This window comes from Streptomyces sp. NPDC044003 (assembly GCF_056435185.1).
Genome location: NZ_JBWKFA010000007.1, coordinates 189779 through 210068 on the forward strand (window position 1 = coordinate 189779; position 20290 = coordinate 210068).

Genomic DNA, 20290 nt, shown 5'->3' on the forward strand with positions numbered 1-20290 from the left:
GGCCGGCGGCGCCGCCGCGTGCGCGGTTCCCGGGATTCGCGTACGGACCGGGTTAGCGTGCGGCCATGACGTACCGGCCGTCCTCCCCGTACGCACCCCCGCGCCGCCCCTCCCTGCCCCGGCGTCCCCGCCGCGCCCGGCTGCCCCGGCCTCCCCGCCGGGCACGCCTCACCCGGCGCGGGCGGCTCGCACTGCTCTTCGGGGCCGTCCTCGCCGTGGCCGCCGCCGTCACCGTCCCGCTCCTCGTCACCCACGACGAACCCGCCGTCGAACAGCCCCGCACCCTCCTCGTCCCGGAGGGCTGGCGGGCCGGCCAGATCTACACGGCCGTCGACCGGGCACTCCATCTGCCCGACGGCACCGCGCGGAGGACCGCGACCACCCCCGGCATCCTCCCGCTGCCCGCTGCGGCAGGCGGCAACCCGGAGGGCTACCTCTTCCCCGCGACCTACCCGGTGCTCTCGACCACCACTCCGGAGGCCCTGCTGCGCTTCATGGTCGACACCGCCGGCAAGCGCTACGGCACAGGGCGGATCGCCGAGGGGGCGCGGGCACACGGACTCAGCGTGTACCAGACGGTCGTCGCGGCCAGCATCGTGCAGGCCGAGGCCGACAACCCCGAGGACATGGCGAAGGTGGCCCGCGTCGTCCACAACCGGCTCGCCCGCGGCATGGCGCTCCAGATGGACTCGACGCTCCACTACGCCCTCGGCCGCAGCACCGTCGACACCAGCTTCGCGGACACGAAGTCGGAGAGCCCGTACAACACGTACGCGCGCAAGGGTCTGCCGCCGACGCCCATCGGCAACCCTGGGGACGAGGCCATGGACGCGGTCGTCCGCCCGGCGGACGGCGACTGGCTCTACTTCGTCACGGTGGCCCCGGGGGACACCCGCTTCACCGCCGACTACGCGACCCACCAGGCGAACGTGGCCGAGTTCAACGCCAACCGGGGCGCCACGCGGCAGTGAACGGGCAGGTCAGGCGGTCGGCGCGGTGACCTCGGCGAGGCCTCGTCCGTGGCCGAGGAGACGGCGGATGTCGGAGACGGCCCCGCGGCCGGCCCGGTTGGCGCCGATCGTCGAGGCCGAGGGGCCGTAGCCGACGAGGTGGACGCGCTCGTCCCGTACCGCGCGCGTGCCCTCCACCTGGATGCCCCCGCCCGGCTCCCGCAGCCGCAGCGGCGCCAGATGGTCGATCGCCGCCCGGAAACCGGTCGCCCACAGGATGACGTCCACGTCGACGGTCCGGCCGTCGTCCCAGGCCACCCCGGTGGGGGTGATCCGGTCGAACATCGGCAGCCGGTCCAGGATCCCGCGCGCGCGTGCCGCGCGGATCGCGTCGTTGAGGGGAAGTCCGGTGACCGAGACGACGCTCTGCGGCGGCAGCCCGCGCCGCACCCGGTCCTCGACGAGGGCGACGGCCGCGCGGCCCTCCGCCTCGCCGAAGGAGCCCTCGCGGTAGACGGGCTCGCGCCGGGTCACCCAGGTCGTCCCCGCGGCGACCTCGGCGATCTCCATGAGGTGCTGGGTGCCGGAGGCCCCGCCGCCCACGACGAGCACCCGCTTCCCGGCGAACGCCTCGGGGCCCGGGTACTGGGCGGTGTGCAGCTGATGTCCCCGGAAGGTCTCCTGCCCCGGGTAGCGCGGCCAGAACGGCCGGTCCCAGGTGCCGGTCGCGTTGATCAGGGCCCGCGTCGCGTAGACGCCCTCCGAGGTCTCGACCCGCAGCCGCCCGCCTTCGCCCTCCCGGACGGCGGTGACGTCGACGGGCCGGTGGACCCGCAGGCCGAAGGTCTTCTCGTACGTGTCGAAGTACGCGCCGATCACCTCCGAGGAGGGGCGCGCGGGATCGGCGCCGGTCAGCTCCATGCCGGGCAGCGCGTGCATCCCGTGGACCTTGCCGTACGTGAGGGAGGGCCACCGGAACTGCCAGGCACCGCCCGGGTCGGGAGCATGGTCCAGGACGACGAAGTCCTGGTCCGGCTCCAGGCCGGTGCGCCGCAGGTGGAAGGCGGCGGAGAGCCCCGCCTGCCCGGCGCCGATGACGACGACGTCCACCGCCCTGACCTCTTCGAACCCGAAATCGTTCACCTTTCCACCAACCGGGGCGGGGGCGCGGTTCTTCCCGGCGCCCCGCCCCCGGCCTATCGCCCCCGCCCCCGCCCCCGGCTTACCGCCCCGGCTTACCGCCCCGGTCCTGCGGCCCCCTGTCCTACCGCCCGCCGGGCACGAGCAGCGGCGCGCCCCCCGGAGCCGAGGCGGGGCGACCGTTCACCGCCGGGACGCCCTTCAGCGGCGAGGCGGGTGTCGACGGCAGCAGTCCGCGGGCCGCGAGTTCGGGTTTCACGCCCTCGCCGAACCAGTACGCCTCCTCCAGGTGCGGGTAGCCGGAGAGGACGAAGTGCTCCACGCCCAGGTCGTGGTACTCCTCGATCCGGTCCGCGACGTCGGCGTGGCTGCCGACCAGTGCGGTCCCGGCCCCGCCTCGTACCAGACCGACGCCCGCCCACAGGTTCGGCGAGATCTCCAGCCGGTCGCGGTCGAGCGAGCCGCCGCCGTGCAGCGCCAGCATCCGCTGCTGGCCCACCGACTCGCTCCGCCCCAGGAGCTCCTGCGCCGCGGCGACGGTCTCCGCGTCGAGATCGGAGAGCAGCCGGTCGGCCGTCGCCCACGCCTCGCGCGCCGAGTCGCGGGAGATCGTGTGCAGCCGGATCCCGAACCGGACCGTCCGGCCCTGCTCCGCCGCGAGCCGCCGGATCCAGTCGATCTTCTCCTTCACCTGCCAGGGCGGCTCGCCCCACGTCAGGTACACGTCCGCATGCTCCGCCGCGACCGGGCCGGCCGCCGCGGACGAGCCGCCGAAGAAGATCTCGGGCAGCGGGTCCGGCGGCAGGGCGGTGAGCCCGCCCTCGATCCGGAAGTGCTCGCCCTCGAAGTCGTACGGCCGTCCGCCCCACACGCCCCGCACCACCGAGAGGAACTCGGCCGTGCGCGCGTACCGCCGGTCGTGGTCGAGGTGGTCGCCGAAGCGCCGCTGCTCGGCGGAGTCGCCGCCGGTCACGACGTTGAGCAGGAGCCGGCCCCGGGTGATCCGCTGGTACGTGGACGCCATCTGGGCCGCGAGCACCGGGGAGATCACCCCCGGCCGGAACGCCACCAGGAACTTCAGCCGTTCGGTGTGCTGGGCCAGCGCGACCGTCGTCAGCCAGGCGTCCTCGCACCACGTGCCGGTCGGCGTCAGCACGGCCTCGAAGCCCAACTGCTCGGCCGCCTTGGCGATCTGGATCAGGTAGTCGATGTCGGGGGCGCGGACCCCGGACACGGTCCGGTTCCGGGTGATCCCGCCGTCCGTGTAGGCGTGCCGGTCGACGAGGGTCCGGCCGTCGCCGCCGGTCGGCAGGAACCAGTGCAGATGGACGGTCATCAGGAGGCCTTTCCGTAGCTGCGCGCCGGGGTGGTGGACGGCGGCAGGTCCTTGTTGAAGCGGGTGTCGACGTAGTCGGCGAAGCGGAACTTGTGGGGGATGAGCCCGAGTTCGGCGAAGGTGTCGGCGATCTTCTGCTCGGAGGCGACGGCCGCGTCGTCGAGGGCGACGGGGACACGGGTCCCGTTGGTGCGCTTCACGGCGGCCAGCGCCACCTCGTACGGCAGTCCGGTCTCCTTCGCCCAGACCTTCGCCCACTGCTCGGGGTGGTCGAACACCCAGCCCTGGGCGCGGCGCAGCCGCTCGACGAAGTCGCCGATCGCCTTCGCCTTCTCCTTGTCGGCCAGCGCCGACGGGGCGGCGACCTGGAAACCGAGGCCGTTGACGAGACCCCGCCCGTCGGCCAGCACCCGGCCCTTGCCGCCCAGCAGGACCTGGGAGGTGTACGGGTCCCAGACGGCCCAGGCGTCGACCTTGCCGCTGGTGAACGCGGCCAGGGCATCGGCCGGCTGCAGGAGGCTGACCCGGACGTCGGACAGTTCCAGGCCGGCCCTGCGGAGCGAGGAGATCAGCTGGAAGTGGGCGGAGCTGCCCTGGGCGACGGCGACCGTCTTCCCCTTCAGGTCCCGCGCGGTGCGCAGCGGCGAGTCCTTCGGGACGAGGATCGCCTCGCCCGCGGAGTCGCCGTGCGTCGACGCGACCACGGTGATCTTCGAGCCGGCGCCGGCGGCGAAGACGGGCGGGGTGTTGCCGACGGACCCGAAGTCGACGGCCTTGGCGTTGATCGCTTCGAGGAGCGGCGGGCCGGAGGCGAACGTCGACCACTTCACCCGGTACGGAAGGTCGTCGAGCTCACCGGCGGCGCGCAGCAGGGCCTCCACGCCGCCCTTCTGGTCGCCGACGTTCAGGACGAGGGAGCCCTTGCCGTCGGAGTTCGCGACGTCACCCGCCGCGGAGGCACCGGAGCAGGCCGAGACGAACAGGGCTAGGGGTACGAGCAGCGCGGCGGTGGACAGGCGGAAGGACTTCACGGATGTCTCCTCGGGGGCGGTGGAGGCGGTGGAGGCGGTGGAGGCGGTGGGGACGCATGGGTCAGGCAGCCGCGCGTCCGGCGAACTCGCCTTCGGACACGCCGAGTTCGGCGAGCAGTCGGGTACGGAGGGCCGCGAGCGCGGGATCGCCGGGGGAGCGGGGCCGGGCGAGGTCGACGGCGGTGTCGTAGGCGATCACGCCGTCCCGCATGACCAGTGCGCGGTCCGCGAGCAGCAGTGCCTCGTCGACGTCGTGCGTGACGAGCAGGACCGTGCAGCCGCGCCGCTGCCACAGCTCGGCCACGAGCCGCTGGGCCTTGATCCGCGTCAGCGCGTCGAGCGCGCCGAAGGGCTCGTCGAGCAGCAGCAGATCCGGGTCCCGTACCAACGCCCGGGCGAGCGAGGCGCGTTGGGCCTCGCCGCCCGACAGCGTCTTCGGCCAGGCTCCCGAGCGGTGGTCGAGGCCCACCTCCGCGAGCGCCTTCTCCGCCACCGCCCGGCCGGGCTTCCCCGGCAGCCCGAGCAGGGCGTTCCGCCAGACCTTCTTCCAGGGCATGAGGCGGGGCGCCTGGAAGGCGACCGCGCGGCGGCGCGGCACGAGGACCGTGCCGGAGATCTCCCGGTCGAGCCCCGCGAGGATCCGCAGGAGCGTTGACTTGCCACAGCCGCTGTGTCCGAGGAGCGCCGTGAACTGCCCCGCGCGCAGGGTCAGATCGAGCCCGTCGACGACGGGACGCCCGTCGAAGGAGCGGGTGAGACCCTGGACGGTCACTGCCCCGTGAAGGTCGGTCGCCATTGCAGCAGCAGCCTTTCGAGAGTACGGACGAGGGCGTCGGCGAGCAGGCCGAGGAAGGCGTAGACGACGAGGCAGACGACGATCACGTCCGTGCGGAAGAACTCCCGCGCCTGGTTCATGAGGAAGCCGATCCCGGCGTCGGCGTTGATCGACTCGCCGAAGACCAGGGCGAGCCAGGCCGTCGCCAGGGAGTACCGCAGTCCGGTCATCGCCCCGGGGAGCGCGCCCGGCAGGACCACGTGCCGGACCAGACCCCAGCGGCCGAGCCCCAGGGCCTCGCCCGCCTCGACGAGCCCCGCGTCGACGCCCCGGATCCCGGCGTACACGTTCAGGTACAGGTGGAAGGCGACGCCGAGGGCGATGAGCGCCACCTTGGGCGCCTCCCCGATCCCCAGCCAGATGATGAACAGCGGGATGAGCCCGACCCACGGGACCGTCCGCAGCATCTGTACGGGGGCGTCGACGAGGTCCTCGCCGAGCCGCGAGAGCCCGGACACCAGGGCGAGCGCGATCCCCACCGTCCCGCCGAGCAGCAGCCCCACGGCGACCCGGCGCAGCGAGACGCCCATCGCGGTGGGGAGCGTCCCGTCCGCGGCCAGCTCGCCGGCGGCCCGGGCGATCGTCCCCGGCGAGGCCAGCACGTCCGCCGGAAGCAGCCCCGCCGTGCTGCTCGCCTGCCAGAGGACGAGCAGCAGCACGGGTCCCACGGCCCGGCGCAGCCAGCGCGGAACGGCCGGGCCACGGCCCGGCCTTCGGGCGGGGGTCAGGGACTCGACATCCGGCAAAGGCGATATGTCGGGCGGCGCGGAGGGAGGGGCATGGTCGACCGTCATGACGGACTCCGGGGAAGAGGGAGGTGAAGGTACGCGTCAGCGCCCGTGGGCGCGGAGCGGACACGCGCGCACGGCGATGAGAGCCTCAGCGGAGGCGGGGTACAGGTGAAAGGGCGTCAGCAGCCGCGGCGACACGCGGCGGAGGCCACCCGCAGCAGGTCGATGTGACCGCGCGTGGTGAGCAGGGCTGTACGCAACATGGCGCGAAGGTAGCGGCCATCACGCGCAGGGTCAACGGCGTCTCGGACGGTGGACGCGCGGGCCCGGGCCGTGTCCGGAAAGTCCCGCCCGGCCCGGCGTGCAGACGGCGCTGCTTCACGGACGCGGCCTAGGCCGTGGCGCGTACCCGGGCCTAGGCTCCCTTCCCATGGGACACCCTGTGCGCACCCACGACGGGCGGCTTCTGATGGCCGAGGAATGGGGAAACCCTTCGGGGACCCCGGTGATCCTCTTCCACGGAACGCCCGGCACCCGCCTCGGCACCCTGCTGCCCGGGCTAGCCGAGCAGCACCCCGGGTTCCGGTTCCTCGCCTACGACCGCCCCGGCTACGGGGAGTCCGAGCGCGCCGCGGGCCGCCGGGTCGCCGACGCCGCCGGGGACGCGGCGGCGGTCGCCGACGCCTTCGGTGTGGAGCGTTTCGCGGTGGTCGGCCGGTCCGGCGGGGGGCCGCACGCACTCGCCTGCGCGGCGCTGCTGCCGGAACGGGTCGGGGCGGCCGCCGTGCTGGTGGGGCTCGCTCCCCCGGACGCGGCCGGCCTGGACTGGCACGCGGACATGACCCCGTTCAACGTCCACGAGTACGGTCTCGCCCGCGCCCATCTGGACGGACGGGACCCCGGCGGGCTCGAACGCGACCTCGTCGCCCGGGCCGTCGCCATCCGTCGGGACCCGGTCCGGCTCCTCGACGACCTGCGCGCCGATCTCTCCCCCCACGACCTGCCGGTCGTCGAGGACCCGCGGGTCCGCACCGTGCTGCTGCGCACCTACCGGGAGGCGCTGCGGGTCTCGCACCACGGCTGGCTCGACGACTGTCTGGCCTTCGTCCGCCCGTGGGGCTTCGACGTCTCCTCCGTCACCGCTCCTGTGCTGCTGTGGCACGGCCTCGACGACGCCTTCTCCCCTGTGGCGCACACCCGTTGGCTGGCCGGCCGGATCCCCGGCGCCGAGCCCGTCCTCGTCCCCGACGCCGGTCACTTCGCCGCCCAGTACGCGCTGCCCGACGTACTGCACTGGCTGGAGGGTCAGAGCGCCGGGCGCTGATACGAGGTCGAGCGGGCGCCCTTGAGGGCGTCGAGTATCCGCTCGTGGCTGTCCCCGACGACGTCGACCACGCGGACCCGGAGGTAGAGCGCCTCGACCTCGTCGACGAAGCGCTGGGAGAAGGCGCCGAGCATCGTCGTCTCGTAGCTGCCGGTGCCGACCAGCGGGAAGTTCCCCATGGTGACGAGCTGGAAGTCCTCGCCGACGGTGAGTCCGGCCCCGGTCAGCACGGCTGCCACGCCCTGGACGTCCGCCCACGGGGCGGTGGCGTCCCGCGGCTCCTCGCCCCGCAGCACGGCCCGGCACTCGTAGGCCTCGACGACCACCGTGTGCGACCCTCCGTTGAGCAACCCGACCTGCCACTCGGGCACGCCGCCCCGCAGGTGCCCGGTCATCCAGTCGGCGCGCCAGCCGAGCAGCGGGCGTACGGTACGGGCGTACTGGGCCCGGGCGAGGACCGCGCCGGCCGCGACCGCGAGCAGGCTGCCGAGCGGTTCCATGTCGAGCAATTGCAGCCGCCACGGCCATTCGGCCCGTGCCTCCGCCGTCATGTTGGCCCGGACGATCTCCCAGCCGAGCACCGCCGTCAGCAGGACGAGCAGCATGATCGGCACAGTGAAGAGCAACGGGCTGCGACGCACCCGCCGTTGGGCGTCCGCCTCGAATGTCGGCCGACCGCGCCTGAACCTGCCCACTGGCACTCCCCCGGTTCGCGAACAGGGGTCCCCCGGCCACGTGTACGGCCGGGGGACCTCGACTGGGGTCATGGTGCCCGAAGCGGGGCGCAGCCGACCAGGGGCCGGTGTCCTCCCGGGCCGAGTCCACGCACACCCGGTGGCCGCCCACCGTCCCGTTCGAGAAATGACCGAACAGGGCCGGATGAGGTGCGCCGGTCCCGCAACCGACGTGCGACCGTGCCCCGCACGTGATCACCACGCTCTAGTCTCCAGCTGACCGAACGCGTTCACGACGGGGGACAGGACATGACATACCGGCGCGCGGTGATACCCGCACTGATCGGCGGGCTGCTGCTCACCGCACTCCTGTGGTGGGCCGGGGCCACCGCGGACGCGTTGCGCCTGCCCGGCAGCGGCGACCGGCTCGGCGCCGAGCGGGTGGCCGAGCTCCAGAGCTGGCTGGCCCCGTGGGCGTACGACCCGCCGTCCTTCCTCGACGCCGGTGCGATGGTGTCCGGCTACGTCCCGGACACCACGGGCGGCGACGACCGCGGCTACTACGGAGGCCTGTACACGACGGGCCTGCAGATCCGGTACGGCACCGTCCTCGTCGTCCACGTGCTGGGCGCCCGGCTCCTGCTCCGCAGGCTCCCGCCGGTGCGCGGACGCACCACCGCCGCGTTCCTCGCGCTGTGGGCCTGGGGCGCGGTCGCCGGGACCCTGGCGCTCGCCCTGTCCGCGCCGTGGCTCATCGCCTCGACAGGACACGGCAGTTACCGCTTCCTGCCCCAGCTGGCGAACGTGATCGCCTCCGGACGGCAGCTCCCCGTGGCCGTCGGACTCGTCGCGGCGGGCGCCACCGTCCTCGCCGCACGGATCACCGCCAAGGGTGCGGGCCCGACGCCGCGCACCGACGTCCCGGCCCGCGCCGCGCGCCTGGCCGCCACCGCGGGAACGGCCGTGATCGCGCTGTCTGTCGTGCTCCTCTCGTACCACTCGGTCGCCGCCGCCCTCCAGGAGTTCTCCCCGGACGGCGGACTCCTCTCCGAGCCGGGCGACCTGCTGCGCCAGTGGCTGCTGCTCGGCGCCTGGTCCGCCCCGGAGGGCGGCCCGCTCGGCGAGTGGCTCCTCTACCGCGCCTCCGACGTCCTCCTCCTCGTCGTCGTCTGGTGGGCCCTGCGCACGCTCCCCGGGCTCCTCACCCGGGCCACGCTCCCCGCCATGGCGGCCGGCGCGGTCTGCGCCACCGTCCTCGGCCTCCTCGCGAGCCAGCTCCTCCGGATCGCGGTCGTCCAGGCAGGCCCCCAGCAGGGTCTGCTCCACTTCTCCGCCGGCATCGGCAACGGCATCCCGGCCGCCCTCACCTGCGGCCTCGCGGCCGGCGTCGTCGCCACCACGGTCCTCCGGCTCTCGCTGCGGGGCGCGCCGGACACCGCGGCCTAAGCTGCCCTACGGCACAGGTCCCGACCCAGGAGCGCACCCCATGAACGACCGCGACCGGCAGCACCCCTACCCCGACGCGTTCGGCGCGGACGAGGCGCCCGCACCGCACGCGCTGCTCGCTCCGGTGACCTGGCTGCTCGGGACCTGGATCGGTCGCGGGCGCGGCGGCTATCCGTCGCTCGCCGAGGAGTTCGCGTACGAGCAGGAGGTCACCTTCAGCCACGACGGGCGCCCCTTCCTGCGCTACGAGGCGCGGGCCTGGCTCATCGACGAGGCCGGCACCCCGCTGCGCCCGTCGGCCCGGGAGAGCGGCTGGTGGCGGCTCCAGCCCGAGGGGCGCGTCGAGGCGCTGATCACCCAGCCCACGGGCATCGCGGAGATCGCCGTCGGCCACGCGGAGGGCACCACCGTCGACCTCGGCACCCACGAGGTCGCCCTCGCCCCCACCGCCAAGCAGGTCGACGCCACCCGCCGCCGCTACACGCGCACCGGCGAGGACACCCTCGACTTCGTCCACGACCTGGCCGCGGTCGGCCGGCCGCTCCAGCACCACCTCGCCGTACGGCTGCGCCGCGAAAGCCGGAGCTGAACGCCGAACCTGCACAATACGGGGGTGAGCGATGACGACCCGTACCTGTGGCTGGAAGACATCTCCGGCGAGGCCTCCCTCGCGTGGGTGGCCGAGCGGAACGCCGAGACGGCGGACGTACTGGCCGCCGACGCCGGGTTCGCCCCGCTGAAGGCGCGCGTGAGGGAGGTCCTCGACGCCTCGGACCGCATCCCGTACACCACGCGGCGCGGCGCGTACCTCTACAACTTCTGGCGCGACGCCGAGCACGTCCGCGGGGTCTGGCGGCGGACGACCCTGGAGCAGTACCGCAAGGACGCGCCCGAGTGGGAGGTCCTCCTCGACGTCGACGCGCTGGCCGCCGCGGAGGGCGAGAAGTGGGTGTGGGACGGGGCGCGGGTGCGCCGTCCCGCCTACGACCGGGCCCTGGTGCGCCTGTCCCGGGACGGCGGCGACGCCGTCGTGGTCCGTGAATTCGACCTCGCCACGCGGGAGTTCGTCGCGGACGGCTTCCAGCTGCCGGAGGCGAAGACGCGGATCGGCTGGATCGACGCCGACACCGTCTTCGTCGGCACGGACACCGGGCCGGGCTCGCTGACCGACTCCGGCTACCCGCGCACGGTCCGCCGCTGGCGGCGCGGCACGCCGATCGAGCGGTCCGAGCTCGTGTACGAGGCCGAGGACGCCGACGTGTCCGCCTGGGGCTACCGCGACGACACCCCCGGCTTCGAACGGGACTTCGTCGGCCGCTCGCTGGACTTCTTCCGCAGCGAGACGTACCTCCTGGAGCCCGACGGCACCACCGTACGCATCGACGTCCCCGACGACGCCCTCGTCCACGCCCACCGCAGGCACCTGCTCGTCACCCTGAAGTCCGAGTGGCTCGGACAGCCCACCGGCTCCCTCCTCGCCTTCGACTTCGACGCCTTCCTCGCGGGCGACCGCAGCCCAGAGGTGCTGTTCACCCCGGACGCGCGGACCGCCCTCGCCGGGCACTCCTGGACCCGGCACCACCTGATCCTGGAGACGATGCGGGACGTCAGCACCCACATCGAGGTCCTCACCCCGGGAGGCGACGGCGCCGGCTGGACGCGCACCCCGCTCGTCGGCGTCCCGGCGCTCTCCGCCGTCGGTGTCGTGGACACGGACCCGGACGTCTCCGACGAGTACTTCCTCGACGTGTCCGGCTTCCTCCAGCCGTCCAGCCTCCACCGCGGGCACGTCGGCGGCGACACGGAGGTCCTCAAGCAGGCCCCGGACCGCTTCGACACCGCCGGTCTCACGGTCGAGCAGTACTTCGCGACCTCGCCCGACGGCACCCGCGTGCCGTACTTCGTCATCGGCCCCGACCACGCCGTCACCGGCCCCGGCCCCACCCTGCTCTACGGCTACGGCGGCTTCGAGGTCTCCCTCACCCCCTACTACGGCGCCGTCACCGGCCGGGCCTGGCTGGAGACCGGCGGCACGTACGTCATCGCGAACATCCGCGGCGGCGGCGAGTACGGACCGGACTGGCACCAGGCCGCCCTCCGCGCGGACCGGCCGCGGGCCTTCGAGGACTTCGCGGCCGTCGCCCAGGACCTCGTCGCCCGGGGCATCACCACCCCGGACCGGCTCGGCGCCTCCGGCGGCAGCAACGGCGGCCTGCTCATGGGCGCGATGCTCACCCGCCACCCGGAGCTCTTCGGCGCGATCGTCGCGCAGGTCCCGCTGCTCGACATGACCCGCTTCCACAAGCTCCTCGCGGGCGCGTCCTGGATCGCCGAGTACGGCGACCCGGACGACGAGACCGACCTCGCCCACCTGCGCGAACTCTCCCCGTACCACCGCCTCGCGGCCGACCGGACCTACCCGCCGGTGCTCCTGATGACCTCCACCCGCGACGACCGCGTCCACCCCGGCCACGCCCGCAAGACGGCGGCCCGGCTGCGGGAGCTCGGCCACCCCGTCCTGTTCCACGAGAACACCGGCGGCGGCCACGCGGGCGCCGGGGACAACGAACAGGCCGCCCACAACAGCGCCCTCGTGCACACCTTCCTCCGGCGGCACCTGACCTGACCGGGCCTACAACCAGCCCTGGCGCTGCGCCTGCAGCGCCATCTGGAAACGGCTCGTGGCGCCCAGCCGGGCCATCAGGACCTGGATCCGGCGGAAGAGCGTGCGGCGGCTGACCCCGATCTCCCGGGCGATGACGTCGTCGCTCGCGCCGCCCGCGAGCAGCCAGAGGAGCCGACGGTCGGCGGGCAGCAGTCCGGCGGGCAGCACGCCCGCCGGACGGGCCGTGCGACCGTGGAACGGCAGGGCGCTCTGCCAGGTCTGCTCGAACAGGGCCACGAGCGCGGAGAGCAGCCCGCACGGCTGCACGACCAGCATCGTGTTGTGCACGTCCGCCTCCCTGATCGACAGCGACACCAGCGCGTACGCCTCGTCGATGATCATCAGCTTGACCGGGAGCTGCGGCAGCACCCTCGCCTGCTCGCCCGCCTCGATGCACGGCTCGATGACCGTCCGCATCTTGTCCGGATACTCGAGCGACGCCTGCGAGTAGATGACCCGCTGCGTCACCCCCCGGGCCAGCGTCGCCAGCGCGTCGTCGGTCGAGCCCGGGATGGGCGTGTACGGCGGCGAGTCGAACTGCCGGATCTGCTCACGGGCACTGGCCCAGGCCTGCCGGCTCCGGGGGCCGATGGCGTCGCCGGTGACGACCTCCACGAGATCGTCGTTGTACGCGGCGAGCCGCTGCCGCCGGAAGGACTCGAAGGCACCCCCGACGGTGATCCGCGACTCGTCGAGCTCCGCCGCCCGGTGCCGGCCCAGAATCTCCAGGCCTGCGGCCGGAGGCACCGGGGCCACCAGGTCCGGGCCCTGCGCCGCCGGACTCGCCAGGCCCGCGTCGACCAGCTCCCCGTACGCCGCCGAGAGCTCCGCACCGTCGAGACCGGCCGCCGCACCGATCGCGCTCAGCGGCGCGGGCCCCAGGTCCAGGAGCCGGATGTAGACCCGCCGGGCCTCGTCGCCGATCCCCAGGAGCCGGAGCGCCTCACCGAGCTTCTCGTTCGCCATGGACCGCATTATCGACGGGCCCCGGCCACTTCCGCCGCCCGGGTGTGGCCGATTCGTGCCACTGACCGATCCGGGCACCGGCCGGGCCCGCGGCGGAGTACCTTCCGGGTGTCGCCGACCACCGGCGGCCGAGAAACGTACTGGGAAGAAGGTGCAGGACGTGGCGAAGGGTCGCAAGAACGGCCTCTACAACGGCGTCTCCGAGGAGCTTTCCGCTCTGATGAGGACGGGGTGGGCGGACACCGAGCGGCACGACCTCGAACCGGCCGAGCAGGCCCCGTACGCGGCCGGGCGCCGCGCCGCGCTCTCCGCGCTCTTCCCCGGCGAGCGCCTGATCGTCCCCTCGGGCAACCTCAAGACCCGCTCCAACGACGACACGTACCCGTTCCGCCCGTACTCCGGCTATGTGCACATGACCGGAGACCAGGCCCGCGACGGCGCCCTCGTGCTCGAACCCCGCGCCGACGGCGGCCACGACGCCTACTGCTACCAGCTGCCCCGCGACAGCCGCGACAACGACGAGTTCTGGATCGGCTACACCGCCGAGCTGTGGATGGGCCGCCGGCGCACCCTCGCCGAGGCCGAGACCGTCCTCGGACTGCCCTGCCGGGACGTCCGCACCATCACCGAGGACCTGGCCGCCGGCTCCGGCCTGCCGACCCGGATCGTGCACGGCATCGACCCGGCCCTCGAAGCCGCCGTCACCACCGACGAGGAGCGCGACGCCGAGCTGGAGGGGGCGCTCAGCGACCTCCGCCTCGTCAAGGACGAGTGGGAGATCGGCGAGATGCGCAAGGCGGTGGACTCCACCGTCCGCGGCTTCACCGACTGCGTCGCCGAGCTCTCCCGCGCGGTCGCCTCGTCCGAACGCTGGATCGAGGGCACTTTCTTCCGCCGGGCCCGCCTGGAGGGCAACCACGTCGGCTACGGCTCGATCTGCGCCGCCGGCGACCACGCCACGATCATGCACTGGACGGACAACGACGGCCCGGTGCGCCCCGGCGAGCTGCTCCTCCTCGACGCCGGCGTGGAGACGCACTCCCTCTACACCGCCGACGTCACCCGCACCCTCCCCATCAGCGGCACCTTCACCCCCGTCCAGCGCCAGGTGTACGACGCCGTGTACGAGGCGCAGGAGGCGGGCATGGCCACGGTGAAGCCGGGCGCCCCGTACCGCGACTTCCACGAGGCCTCCCAGCGCCACCTCGCGGCGCGCCTCGTCGAGTGGGGCTTCATCGAGGGTCCCGTCGACCGCGCGTACGAGCTCGGCCTCCAGCGCCGCTTCACGATGGCGGGCACCGGCCACATGCTCGGCCTGGACGTCCACGACTGCGCCCAGGCCCGCACGGAGGAGTACGTCGACGGCGTCCTCGAACCGGGCATGGTGCTCACGGTCGAGCCCGGCCTGTACTTCCAGCCGGACGACCTGACCGTGCCCGAGGAGTGGCGCGGCATCGGCGTCCGGATCGAGGACGACCTCGTCGTCACCGAGGACGGCCACGAGAACCTGTCGGCCGGTCTGCCGCGCTCCTCGGCCGAAGTCGAGGCGTGGATGGCCCGGTTCGCGGGCTGAGCCTCCCGCCGGCTCGGACGAGGGGCCGTCCGCGCGAATCTTCGCGTGGACGGCCCCTCGTGTTGTTCCGGAGTTCGGCCCGTCGCCGGGTCGGGCGCGGACCGTGGGGCGGATGGGGCGTGTGACGGTGAGGAGCTGCGGGCTGCTCGTCCTGCTGTTCGTGGGTCTGTACGTCGCGGGTTCCGGCGACTCGGGTACGGGCGTGGCGGATTCGGGCGTGCCGGGTTCGGGCGCGGCGGGATCCCGCGGGGTGCCGGGCCCGACGGGCGCTCCGGCCGGGTGCCAGGTGTCCGTCCCGTACACCGCCGGTGTCGGTGGCTACGCGAGCTACCGCATCCCCGCGGCCGTGCGGACCCGCGCCGGGACCGTGCTCGCCTTCGCCGAGGGCCGGACCGGCGGGGCCGGGGACAGCGGTGACATCGACATCGTGGTGCGCCGGTCGGCCGACGGCGGCTGCACCTGGGGCCGGTTGACGGTCGTCGCCGACGGGCGCGGCGACACGCGCGGGAACCCCGCACCGGTTGTGGACCCGCGCTCGGGCGACGTGGTGCTGCTCAGCTCGTACAACGGCGCGGAGGCGGCGGAGCGGCGGATCCTGCGGGGCGAGGTCCCCGCTCCCCGCGGCCGCCGGGTGTTCGTCCAGCGCAGTGCCGACGACGGGCGGACGTTCTCCCCACCGCGGGAGATCACCGCGCAGGTGAAGAAGCCCGGATGGCGCTGGTACGCCACCGGCCCGGGCCACGCCCTCGCCCTGACCCGGGGCCCGCACGCAGGGCGGCTCGTCGTCCCCGCCGACCACTCGGCCGCGCCGCCGGAGGGCTCCACGGACACCGGCGAGGAGTCCCGGTACTACGGCGCGCACGCGGTCTACAGCGACGACGGCGGCCGGTCATGGCGCCTCGGTTTCGTGGACGACACCTACGACGGCTTCGTCAACGCCAACGAGTCGACTGCGGCCCAACTGCCCGACGGGAGCGTGTACTTCAGCTCCCGTGACCAGCTGGGTACGAGCCCCGGCAACCGTGCGGACGCCTCCTCCCGCGACGGCGGCGTGACCCTCGAACGCCCGCTCGCGCCCCAGCACACCCTGGACCGCGCGCCCGTGGTGCAGGGCAGCCTCCTGTACGTGGGAGGCCGGGACGGACTCCTGTTGTTCTCGGCTCCCTCGGTGCCGGACGCCCGCGCGGAGCCGGCCGTCTGGATCAGCCGGGACGGCGGACGGACCTTCGCGAAGGCGCTGACGGTGTCGCGACGGAAGGGCGCCTACTCGGACCTGGTGCCGCTGGACGCCGCGACCGTCGGCCTCCTCCACGAGACCGGGACGCGGAGTCCGTACGAGACCGTGGAGTTCCGCCGGATCCCGCTGACGGCCCTCACCGCCACCGCGCGGCCCCAGGGCGAGGACGAAAGCGGATCACCCTCCCGAACAAGGCCGGCCGGGCCCGCGACCGAAGGGGCGACGGTGCCGGCCGCACCCGTGAACGAGTGGCTGTGACCGATCCTGTCTCAACGGCCCTCAGACGACGTCGAATTCGTTGCCCTCGGGGTCCTGCATGGCGGCGGCGTAGAACCCCGCATCCGGTTCGTCCTTGATCCGCAGCACGGTGGCGCCGGCTTTGACCAGCCGCTCCACCGTGGCCTTGACCCGCTGTATGCGGACGTCCAGTGGGACGTCACGGCCCCCACCGACCTTCAGGTCGAAGTGCCACCGGTTCTTGGCGGCCTTCGGCTCCGGAACCTCCTGGAACCACACCCTCGGCCCACGTCCCGTGGGATCGACGATCGACTCCGGAATGTCCCCGGCACCGGCCGGCAGCTCTTCCTCGGGCACCCCCATCGCCGCCCAGTAAGCACGCCACGTGGCGTGCCCGTCCGGCGCGGGCTCAGGCACATAGCCCAGGGCCTCGGCCCAGAAGGCCACCATCTTCTGCGGATCGGAGCAGTCGATCGTCAGCTGCAGTGTCATCTCCATGCTCAGAGCATCGCAGGCGGGTCTGACAGACGGTCCCCTTGCGCAACGGGCCCCGGGGCCTGGCCGAACCTTCCCTGGGATCAGGCCACGCCCGACGGCGCCGCTCCCTGGCTCCGGACCCTGCTTGCGAGGTCTTAATGAAAACGATTATCGTCTCCCCTGTTCGCGCACACTCAACCATTTGCCCAAGGGGGGCTTCTTTTGCGTGCCTTCACGCGTTCTCTCACTCTTGCCGGAACCGTCGCCGCGACCCTCGCCGTCGGCGGACTCACCGCCGCCCACGCCGCCGGCACCACCCTCTCCACGGGGCACGTCGACGTCCTCGACGTCGAGTACGACGGCACCGGCCTCGACCTGCACGTCCACGACGAGTCCGTGACCCCGGACGTCGAGTACGCCCCGGCCGACGTCGTCCTCAGGGCCCTGCCGGCCGCCGCCTACACCGTGCCCGCCGGCACCTGCTACAGCCACCTCGGCACGGCGGGAACCACCGTCCACCGCCTGCCCCAGACCCAGAACGCCGACCTGCTCTGGCCCGGCATATCCGGCGAACACCTCACCGCCGGCGTCTTCCAGAACGACAAGGTGCAGGTCAAGCTCACCTCCCTGAGCGGCCCCGGCAAGCTCACCGTCTACAAGAACGGCCTCTGCCCCAAGAGCAACCGCTCCTACGACAGCGGGGACGCCACCCTCCCCAACACCCGGGACATCGCCGCCGGCGAGCACGACCACGCCAACTGGGTCTTCACCAAGGCCGGTTCGTACACCGCGACCTTCGCCGTCAGCGGCACCCTGACGAACGGCACCCCGGTCGGCCCGACCTCCGCCACGTACACCTTCCAGGTCGGCTGACACCCGCCCGCCCATGAGCCCCGCGCCGGGGGCGGGACAACCCGCCGTTCGAACCGCCCCCGGCGCGGCCGTGGCCTCCCCGTACGCACCCCGAAGGAGCCGCCCCGTCATGCGGGCCCGCAACGCACCCTCCACCCCACCCGCAGCCGCGCTCACGGTCGTCCTCGCGGCCGCCCTCGCCCTGTCGCCCGCCGCACCGCCCGCGTACGCGGCCGAACAGCCCCTGCGCGAAGCCCCCGCAGGCGAGCGCGTCGTCCTCGACGGCGGCCACCTCGACCTCGCCGCCCGGCTCACGGGCGGCCGCCTGGAGTTCCGCGTCAAGGACGGCACGGTCCCCGGCGCCACCGTCTGGCGCGAACCCTCCGACGTCCTCCTCCACTTCGACCCGCGCCACGAGATCGTGATCCCGCCGCGCGAGGAGGTCCCGCAGCTGGAAGGCTTCGGCGCGCCCGGCGCGAGCCTCTGGGTCGACAAGGACTTCGCCTCGACGGAAGGCCTCCTCTGGCCCGGCTGGAACACCCTCGGCATCCTGCCCGCCGACGTGACCGGCGGCGTCGAGGTCGCCTTCCCCGCGATCGAGGGGCCCGGCCGCTTCGTCCTCGGCCGGTGGGAGGACGATCCCGAACTCGGCCTGCGCATCGGCGTCGACGTCGACAGCGCGAAGGCCGAGCCCGGCACCGTCGCCCTGCCGGCGTTCACGCACGCCCACCCGCTGTGGATCTTCGACACGGAGGGCGTCTACCGGATCACCCTGGAGATGAGCACCACCCTGCCCTCCGGGACGCGACTCTCGGACCGCGAGACCCTCGCCGTCGCCGTGGGCGAGGTCGACCCGTCGACGATCGAGCCGGGGGTGGGGGAGGGGACACCGACGCCCACGCCCACGCCGACACCCACGCCCACGTCTACGACTCCGCCTACGCCGACACCCACGTCCACGACCGCGCCCACGCCGACTTCGGTGCCGTCCGGTACGCCTTCGCCGTCCGGTACGCCGACTCCGACTCGTCCGTCGACCGGTGCGGCGGCTCCGACGCCGGGCTCGACCTCGCCGTCGTCCGCCACGGAGGCGATTCCCACGTCCCCCTTCGAACCTCGGCCGACCGTCACCCTTGCCTCCACACGGCCCACCACCACGGGCAGCCCTCAGCTGGCGGCCACCGGCGCGGTCCCGCTCGCCCTGCCGGCCGGTCTCGCCGGTCTCGCGCTCGCGGCCGGGGCCGTGACGGTCGCCCTCGTGCGCAGGAAGCGGGCGGCCCGGTGAACACCCCCCGTACGACCGCCGCCCTCGCGCTCGGTGCCGCGCTGCTGGTCTCCGGCTGCGGCGGCGGGCCCGCCGGCCGCCCCGGCGGCAAGGGCGAACTGACGGTCTCCACGACCACCGCGATCGTCGCCGACCTCGTCCGCAACGTCGGCGGCGACCGGGTCGACGTCGCCTCCGTCGTGCCGCAGCACGGAGACCCCCACTCCTACGAACCCAGTCCCGGCGACGCCGCCCGCGTCGCGCGCTCGGACCTGGTCCTCAGCAACGGGCTCCTCCTCGAAGAGCCCGGAATCATGAAGATGATCCACACCAACGCCCCCGAGGGCACCCCCAAAGTGCCCCTCGGCGAACGCCTCGAACAGTACGGCGGCTCCGCCATCAGGCTCACGGAGGACCTCGGACTCGACGTGCTCTGGCTGGGCTGGGCGGTCGAGGGCGAGGTGGCGGGCGACGGCTCCCACGTCCGGACGACCGCCACCGCGCTCGAAGGGCCCGGTGACCTCCACGTCTATCTGACGGACACGCTCGGCACCCCGCAGATCGTCGTCGACTCCACGGACGGCTTCGACGCCAGGGACTCCTTCACTCTGCCGCCCGAGGCACACACCCACGTCAACTGGGCCTTCAGCAAGCCCGGTACGTACCGGTTGACCGTGCGGGGACAGACCGAGACCCTCGACGGGAAGACCGCCCCGATCGGCGGCGGAACCGTCACGTTCGCCGTCGGCGGCGCCCCGGCACCGGCCGGGACGACCGTGCTCGACGGCGGGCACGCCGACATCGCACTCGACACCCGGACCAGGTCGGTGCGGATCCGCTCCGACGACCCGGCCACCGGCCGGCGCGTGCACCGCTCCACGGACGCCGTCGTCCTCTCCGTACCGCAGCGGGCCAGGGAGACCGTGCCTCGCGAGGAGGCCTACCGCTTTCTCGGCCGACCCGGCGCCGACCTGTGGGTGCTGCCGCAGGCCGTCATCGGCCGCCATGTGCACGGCGACACCGACCCCCACACCTGGGAGGACGTCGCCAACGCCGAGGCGTACGTCCGCCGGATCCAGGACGAGCTGACGAAGGCCGACCCCAAGGGCCGCGCCACGTACGAGCGGAACGCCGCCCGCTACCTGAAGCGGCTCGCCGCACTCGACGACGAGGTGGCGAGGACGCTCGCCCGAGTCCCGGAGAAGAACCGCACGTTGATCACCACGCACGACGCCTTCGGCTACCTCGCGCACGCCTACCACCTGGAGATCGCCGGCTTCGTCGTCCCGGTGCCCAGCCGCGAGCCGAGCGCCGCGGAGATCGCGCGCCTGCGCGCCACGATCCGCGACCGCGAGGTCCCCGCCGTCTTCGTCGAACCCCATCTGGCCGCCCGCGCGGACGTCCTGCGCCGCGTGGCGGAGGACGAGGGCGTCGCCGTCTGCACGATCTACGGCGACTCCTTCGACGACGAGGTCCACGACTACGTCTCGATGATGCGCCACAACGCGAACGAACTGGCCCGCTGCCTGGGCCGGGAGGGGAGGTGAGCCCG

18 protein-coding genes are annotated in these 20290 nt (G+C 73.6%); 10 read left to right on the forward strand and 8 right to left on the reverse strand.

Annotated elements, in window-relative coordinates:
- Nucleotides 1-65: 65 nt before the first annotated feature.
- Nucleotides 66-971, forward strand: a complete 906-nt coding sequence (gene mltG, locus AC07AW_RS26980) for an endolytic transglycosylase MltG (protein ID WP_478818031.1) — start codon at nucleotides 66-68, stop codon at nucleotides 969-971.
- A gap of 9 nt (nucleotides 972-980) precedes the next feature.
- On the opposite strand, the gene AC07AW_RS26985 is transcribed toward mltG, so the two are convergent.
- From AC07AW_RS26985 to AC07AW_RS27005, 5 genes are all read right to left on the reverse strand, one after another.
- Entirely contained in the window at nucleotides 981-2093 is a 1113-nt protein-coding gene (locus tag AC07AW_RS26985; RefSeq protein ID WP_478818032.1) for an NAD(P)-binding domain-containing protein, read from the reverse strand.
- A 121-nt stretch (nucleotides 2094-2214) separates the two neighbouring features.
- Complete coding sequence (locus AC07AW_RS26990; protein WP_478818033.1) at nucleotides 2215-3426, reverse strand: LLM class flavin-dependent oxidoreductase; 1212 nt, start codon at nucleotides 3424-3426, stop codon at nucleotides 2215-2217.
- Nucleotides 3426-4457 carry an ABC transporter substrate-binding protein gene (locus AC07AW_RS26995; RefSeq protein WP_478818034.1) on the reverse strand — a complete coding sequence of 344 codons (1032 nt, stop codon included), beginning with the start codon at nucleotides 4455-4457 and terminating at the stop codon, nucleotides 3426-3428. The genes AC07AW_RS26990 and AC07AW_RS26995 overlap by 1 nt, the downstream gene beginning before the upstream one ends.
- A 61-nt stretch (nucleotides 4458-4518) precedes the next feature.
- On the reverse strand, nucleotides 4519-5253 hold the full coding sequence (locus AC07AW_RS27000) for an ABC transporter ATP-binding protein (RefSeq protein ID WP_478818035.1): 735 nt from the start codon (nucleotides 5251-5253) through the stop codon (nucleotides 4519-4521).
- On the reverse strand, nucleotides 5226-6086 hold the full coding sequence (locus AC07AW_RS27005) for an ABC transporter permease (RefSeq protein ID WP_478818036.1): 861 nt from the start codon (nucleotides 6084-6086) through the stop codon (nucleotides 5226-5228). The genes AC07AW_RS27000 and AC07AW_RS27005 overlap by 28 nt, the downstream gene beginning before the upstream one ends.
- 367 nt (nucleotides 6087-6453) lie before the next feature.
- Here AC07AW_RS27005 and AC07AW_RS27010 point away from each other — a divergent pair, with 367 nt between their 5' ends.
- Entirely contained in the window at nucleotides 6454-7347 is an 894-nt protein-coding gene (locus AC07AW_RS27010) for an alpha/beta fold hydrolase (RefSeq protein WP_478818037.1), read from the forward strand.
- Here the strand turns inward: AC07AW_RS27010 and AC07AW_RS27015 are convergent.
- Nucleotides 7329-7952: a hypothetical protein gene (locus tag AC07AW_RS27015; protein WP_478818038.1), complete on the reverse strand. Its 624-nt coding sequence runs from the start codon at nucleotides 7950-7952 to the stop codon at nucleotides 7329-7331. The two genes, AC07AW_RS27010 and AC07AW_RS27015, sit on opposite strands and share 19 nt — an antisense overlap.
- A gap of 378 nt (nucleotides 7953-8330) precedes the next feature.
- Here AC07AW_RS27015 and AC07AW_RS27020 point away from each other — a divergent pair, with 378 nt between their 5' ends.
- The 3 genes from AC07AW_RS27020 to AC07AW_RS27030 are packed head-to-tail and all read left to right on the forward strand — an operon-like array spanning nucleotide 8331 to nucleotide 12093.
- Entirely contained in the window at nucleotides 8331-9467 is a 1137-nt protein-coding gene (locus tag AC07AW_RS27020; protein WP_478818039.1) for a hypothetical protein, read from the forward strand.
- 40 nt (nucleotides 9468-9507) lie between these two features.
- Nucleotides 9508-10056 carry a nitrobindin family protein gene (locus AC07AW_RS27025; protein WP_478818040.1) on the forward strand — a complete coding sequence of 183 codons (549 nt, stop codon included), beginning with the start codon at nucleotides 9508-9510 and terminating at the stop codon, nucleotides 10054-10056.
- A gap of 24 nt (nucleotides 10057-10080) precedes the next feature.
- Nucleotides 10081-12093 carry a prolyl oligopeptidase family serine peptidase gene (locus tag AC07AW_RS27030; RefSeq protein ID WP_478818041.1) on the forward strand — a complete coding sequence of 671 codons (2013 nt, stop codon included), beginning with the start codon at nucleotides 10081-10083 and terminating at the stop codon, nucleotides 12091-12093.
- Nucleotides 12094-12099: 6 nt separating this feature from the next.
- Here the strand turns inward: AC07AW_RS27030 and AC07AW_RS27035 are convergent, their stop codons facing one another.
- A complete protein-coding gene (locus AC07AW_RS27035; protein WP_478818042.1) occupies nucleotides 12100-13098 on the reverse strand; it encodes a LuxR family transcriptional regulator in 999 nt (332 codons plus the stop codon).
- A gap of 160 nt (nucleotides 13099-13258) precedes the next feature.
- Here AC07AW_RS27035 and AC07AW_RS27040 point away from each other — a divergent pair, with 160 nt between their 5' ends.
- A complete protein-coding gene (locus AC07AW_RS27040; RefSeq protein WP_478818043.1) occupies nucleotides 13259-14671 on the forward strand; it encodes an aminopeptidase P family protein in 1413 nt (470 codons plus the stop codon).
- A 112-nt stretch (nucleotides 14672-14783) separates the two neighbouring features.
- Complete coding sequence (locus AC07AW_RS27045) at nucleotides 14784-16166, forward strand: sialidase family protein (protein WP_478818044.1); 1383 nt, start codon at nucleotides 14784-14786, stop codon at nucleotides 16164-16166.
- 21 nt (nucleotides 16167-16187) lie between these two features.
- Here AC07AW_RS27045 and AC07AW_RS27050 read toward each other — a convergent pair whose 3' ends face one another.
- Entirely contained in the window at nucleotides 16188-16643 is a 456-nt protein-coding gene (locus AC07AW_RS27050; RefSeq protein WP_478818045.1) for a VOC family protein, read from the reverse strand.
- A gap of 201 nt (nucleotides 16644-16844) precedes the next feature.
- Between AC07AW_RS27050 and AC07AW_RS27055 the strand changes: the two genes are divergently transcribed.
- From AC07AW_RS27055 to AC07AW_RS27065, 3 genes are all read left to right on the forward strand, one after another.
- A complete protein-coding gene (locus AC07AW_RS27055; protein WP_478818046.1) occupies nucleotides 16845-17495 on the forward strand; it encodes a choice-of-anchor M domain-containing protein in 651 nt (216 codons plus the stop codon).
- 109 nt (nucleotides 17496-17604) lie between these two features.
- Complete coding sequence (locus AC07AW_RS27060; protein WP_478818047.1) at nucleotides 17605-18759, forward strand: choice-of-anchor M domain-containing protein; 1155 nt, start codon at nucleotides 17605-17607, stop codon at nucleotides 18757-18759.
- On the forward strand, nucleotides 18756-20285 hold the full coding sequence (locus AC07AW_RS27065) for an anchored repeat ABC transporter, substrate-binding protein (protein WP_478818048.1): 1530 nt from the start codon (nucleotides 18756-18758) through the stop codon (nucleotides 20283-20285). The genes AC07AW_RS27060 and AC07AW_RS27065 overlap by 4 nt, the downstream gene beginning before the upstream one ends.
- Nucleotides 20286-20290: the final 5 nt, after the last annotated feature.

Bases quoted from the DNA above. Each gene is read 5' to 3' on its own strand.
- mltG (WP_478818031.1), top strand. From the start codon at position 66: ATGACGTACCGGCCGTCCTCCCCGTACGCACCCCCGCGCCGCCCCTCC.
- AC07AW_RS26990 (WP_478818033.1), bottom strand. From the start codon at position 3,426: ATGACCGTCCATCTGCACTGGTTCCTGCCGACCGGCGGCGACGGCCGG.
- AC07AW_RS27000 (WP_478818035.1), bottom strand. From the start codon at position 5,253: ATGGCGACCGACCTTCACGGGGCAGTGACCGTCCAGGGTCTCACCCGC.
- AC07AW_RS27005 (WP_478818036.1), bottom strand. From the start codon at position 6,086: ATGACGGTCGACCATGCCCCTCCCTCCGCGCCGCCCGACATATCGCCT.
- AC07AW_RS27010 (WP_478818037.1), top strand. From the start codon at position 6,454: ATGGGACACCCTGTGCGCACCCACGACGGGCGGCTTCTGATGGCCGAG.
- AC07AW_RS27015 (WP_478818038.1), bottom strand. From the start codon at position 7,952: ATGCTGCTCGTCCTGCTGACGGCGGTGCTCGGCTGGGAGATCGTCCGG.
- AC07AW_RS27020 (WP_478818039.1), top strand. From the start codon at position 8,331: ATGACATACCGGCGCGCGGTGATACCCGCACTGATCGGCGGGCTGCTG.
- AC07AW_RS27025 (WP_478818040.1), top strand. From the start codon at position 9,508: ATGAACGACCGCGACCGGCAGCACCCCTACCCCGACGCGTTCGGCGCG.
- AC07AW_RS27035 (WP_478818042.1), bottom strand. From the start codon at position 13,098: ATGGCGAACGAGAAGCTCGGTGAGGCGCTCCGGCTCCTGGGGATCGGC.
- AC07AW_RS27045 (WP_478818044.1), top strand. From the start codon at position 14,784: ATGGGGCGTGTGACGGTGAGGAGCTGCGGGCTGCTCGTCCTGCTGTTC.
- AC07AW_RS27050 (WP_478818045.1), bottom strand. From the start codon at position 16,643: ATGGAGATGACACTGCAGCTGACGATCGACTGCTCCGATCCGCAGAAG.
- AC07AW_RS27060 (WP_478818047.1), top strand. From the start codon at position 17,605: ATGCGGGCCCGCAACGCACCCTCCACCCCACCCGCAGCCGCGCTCACG.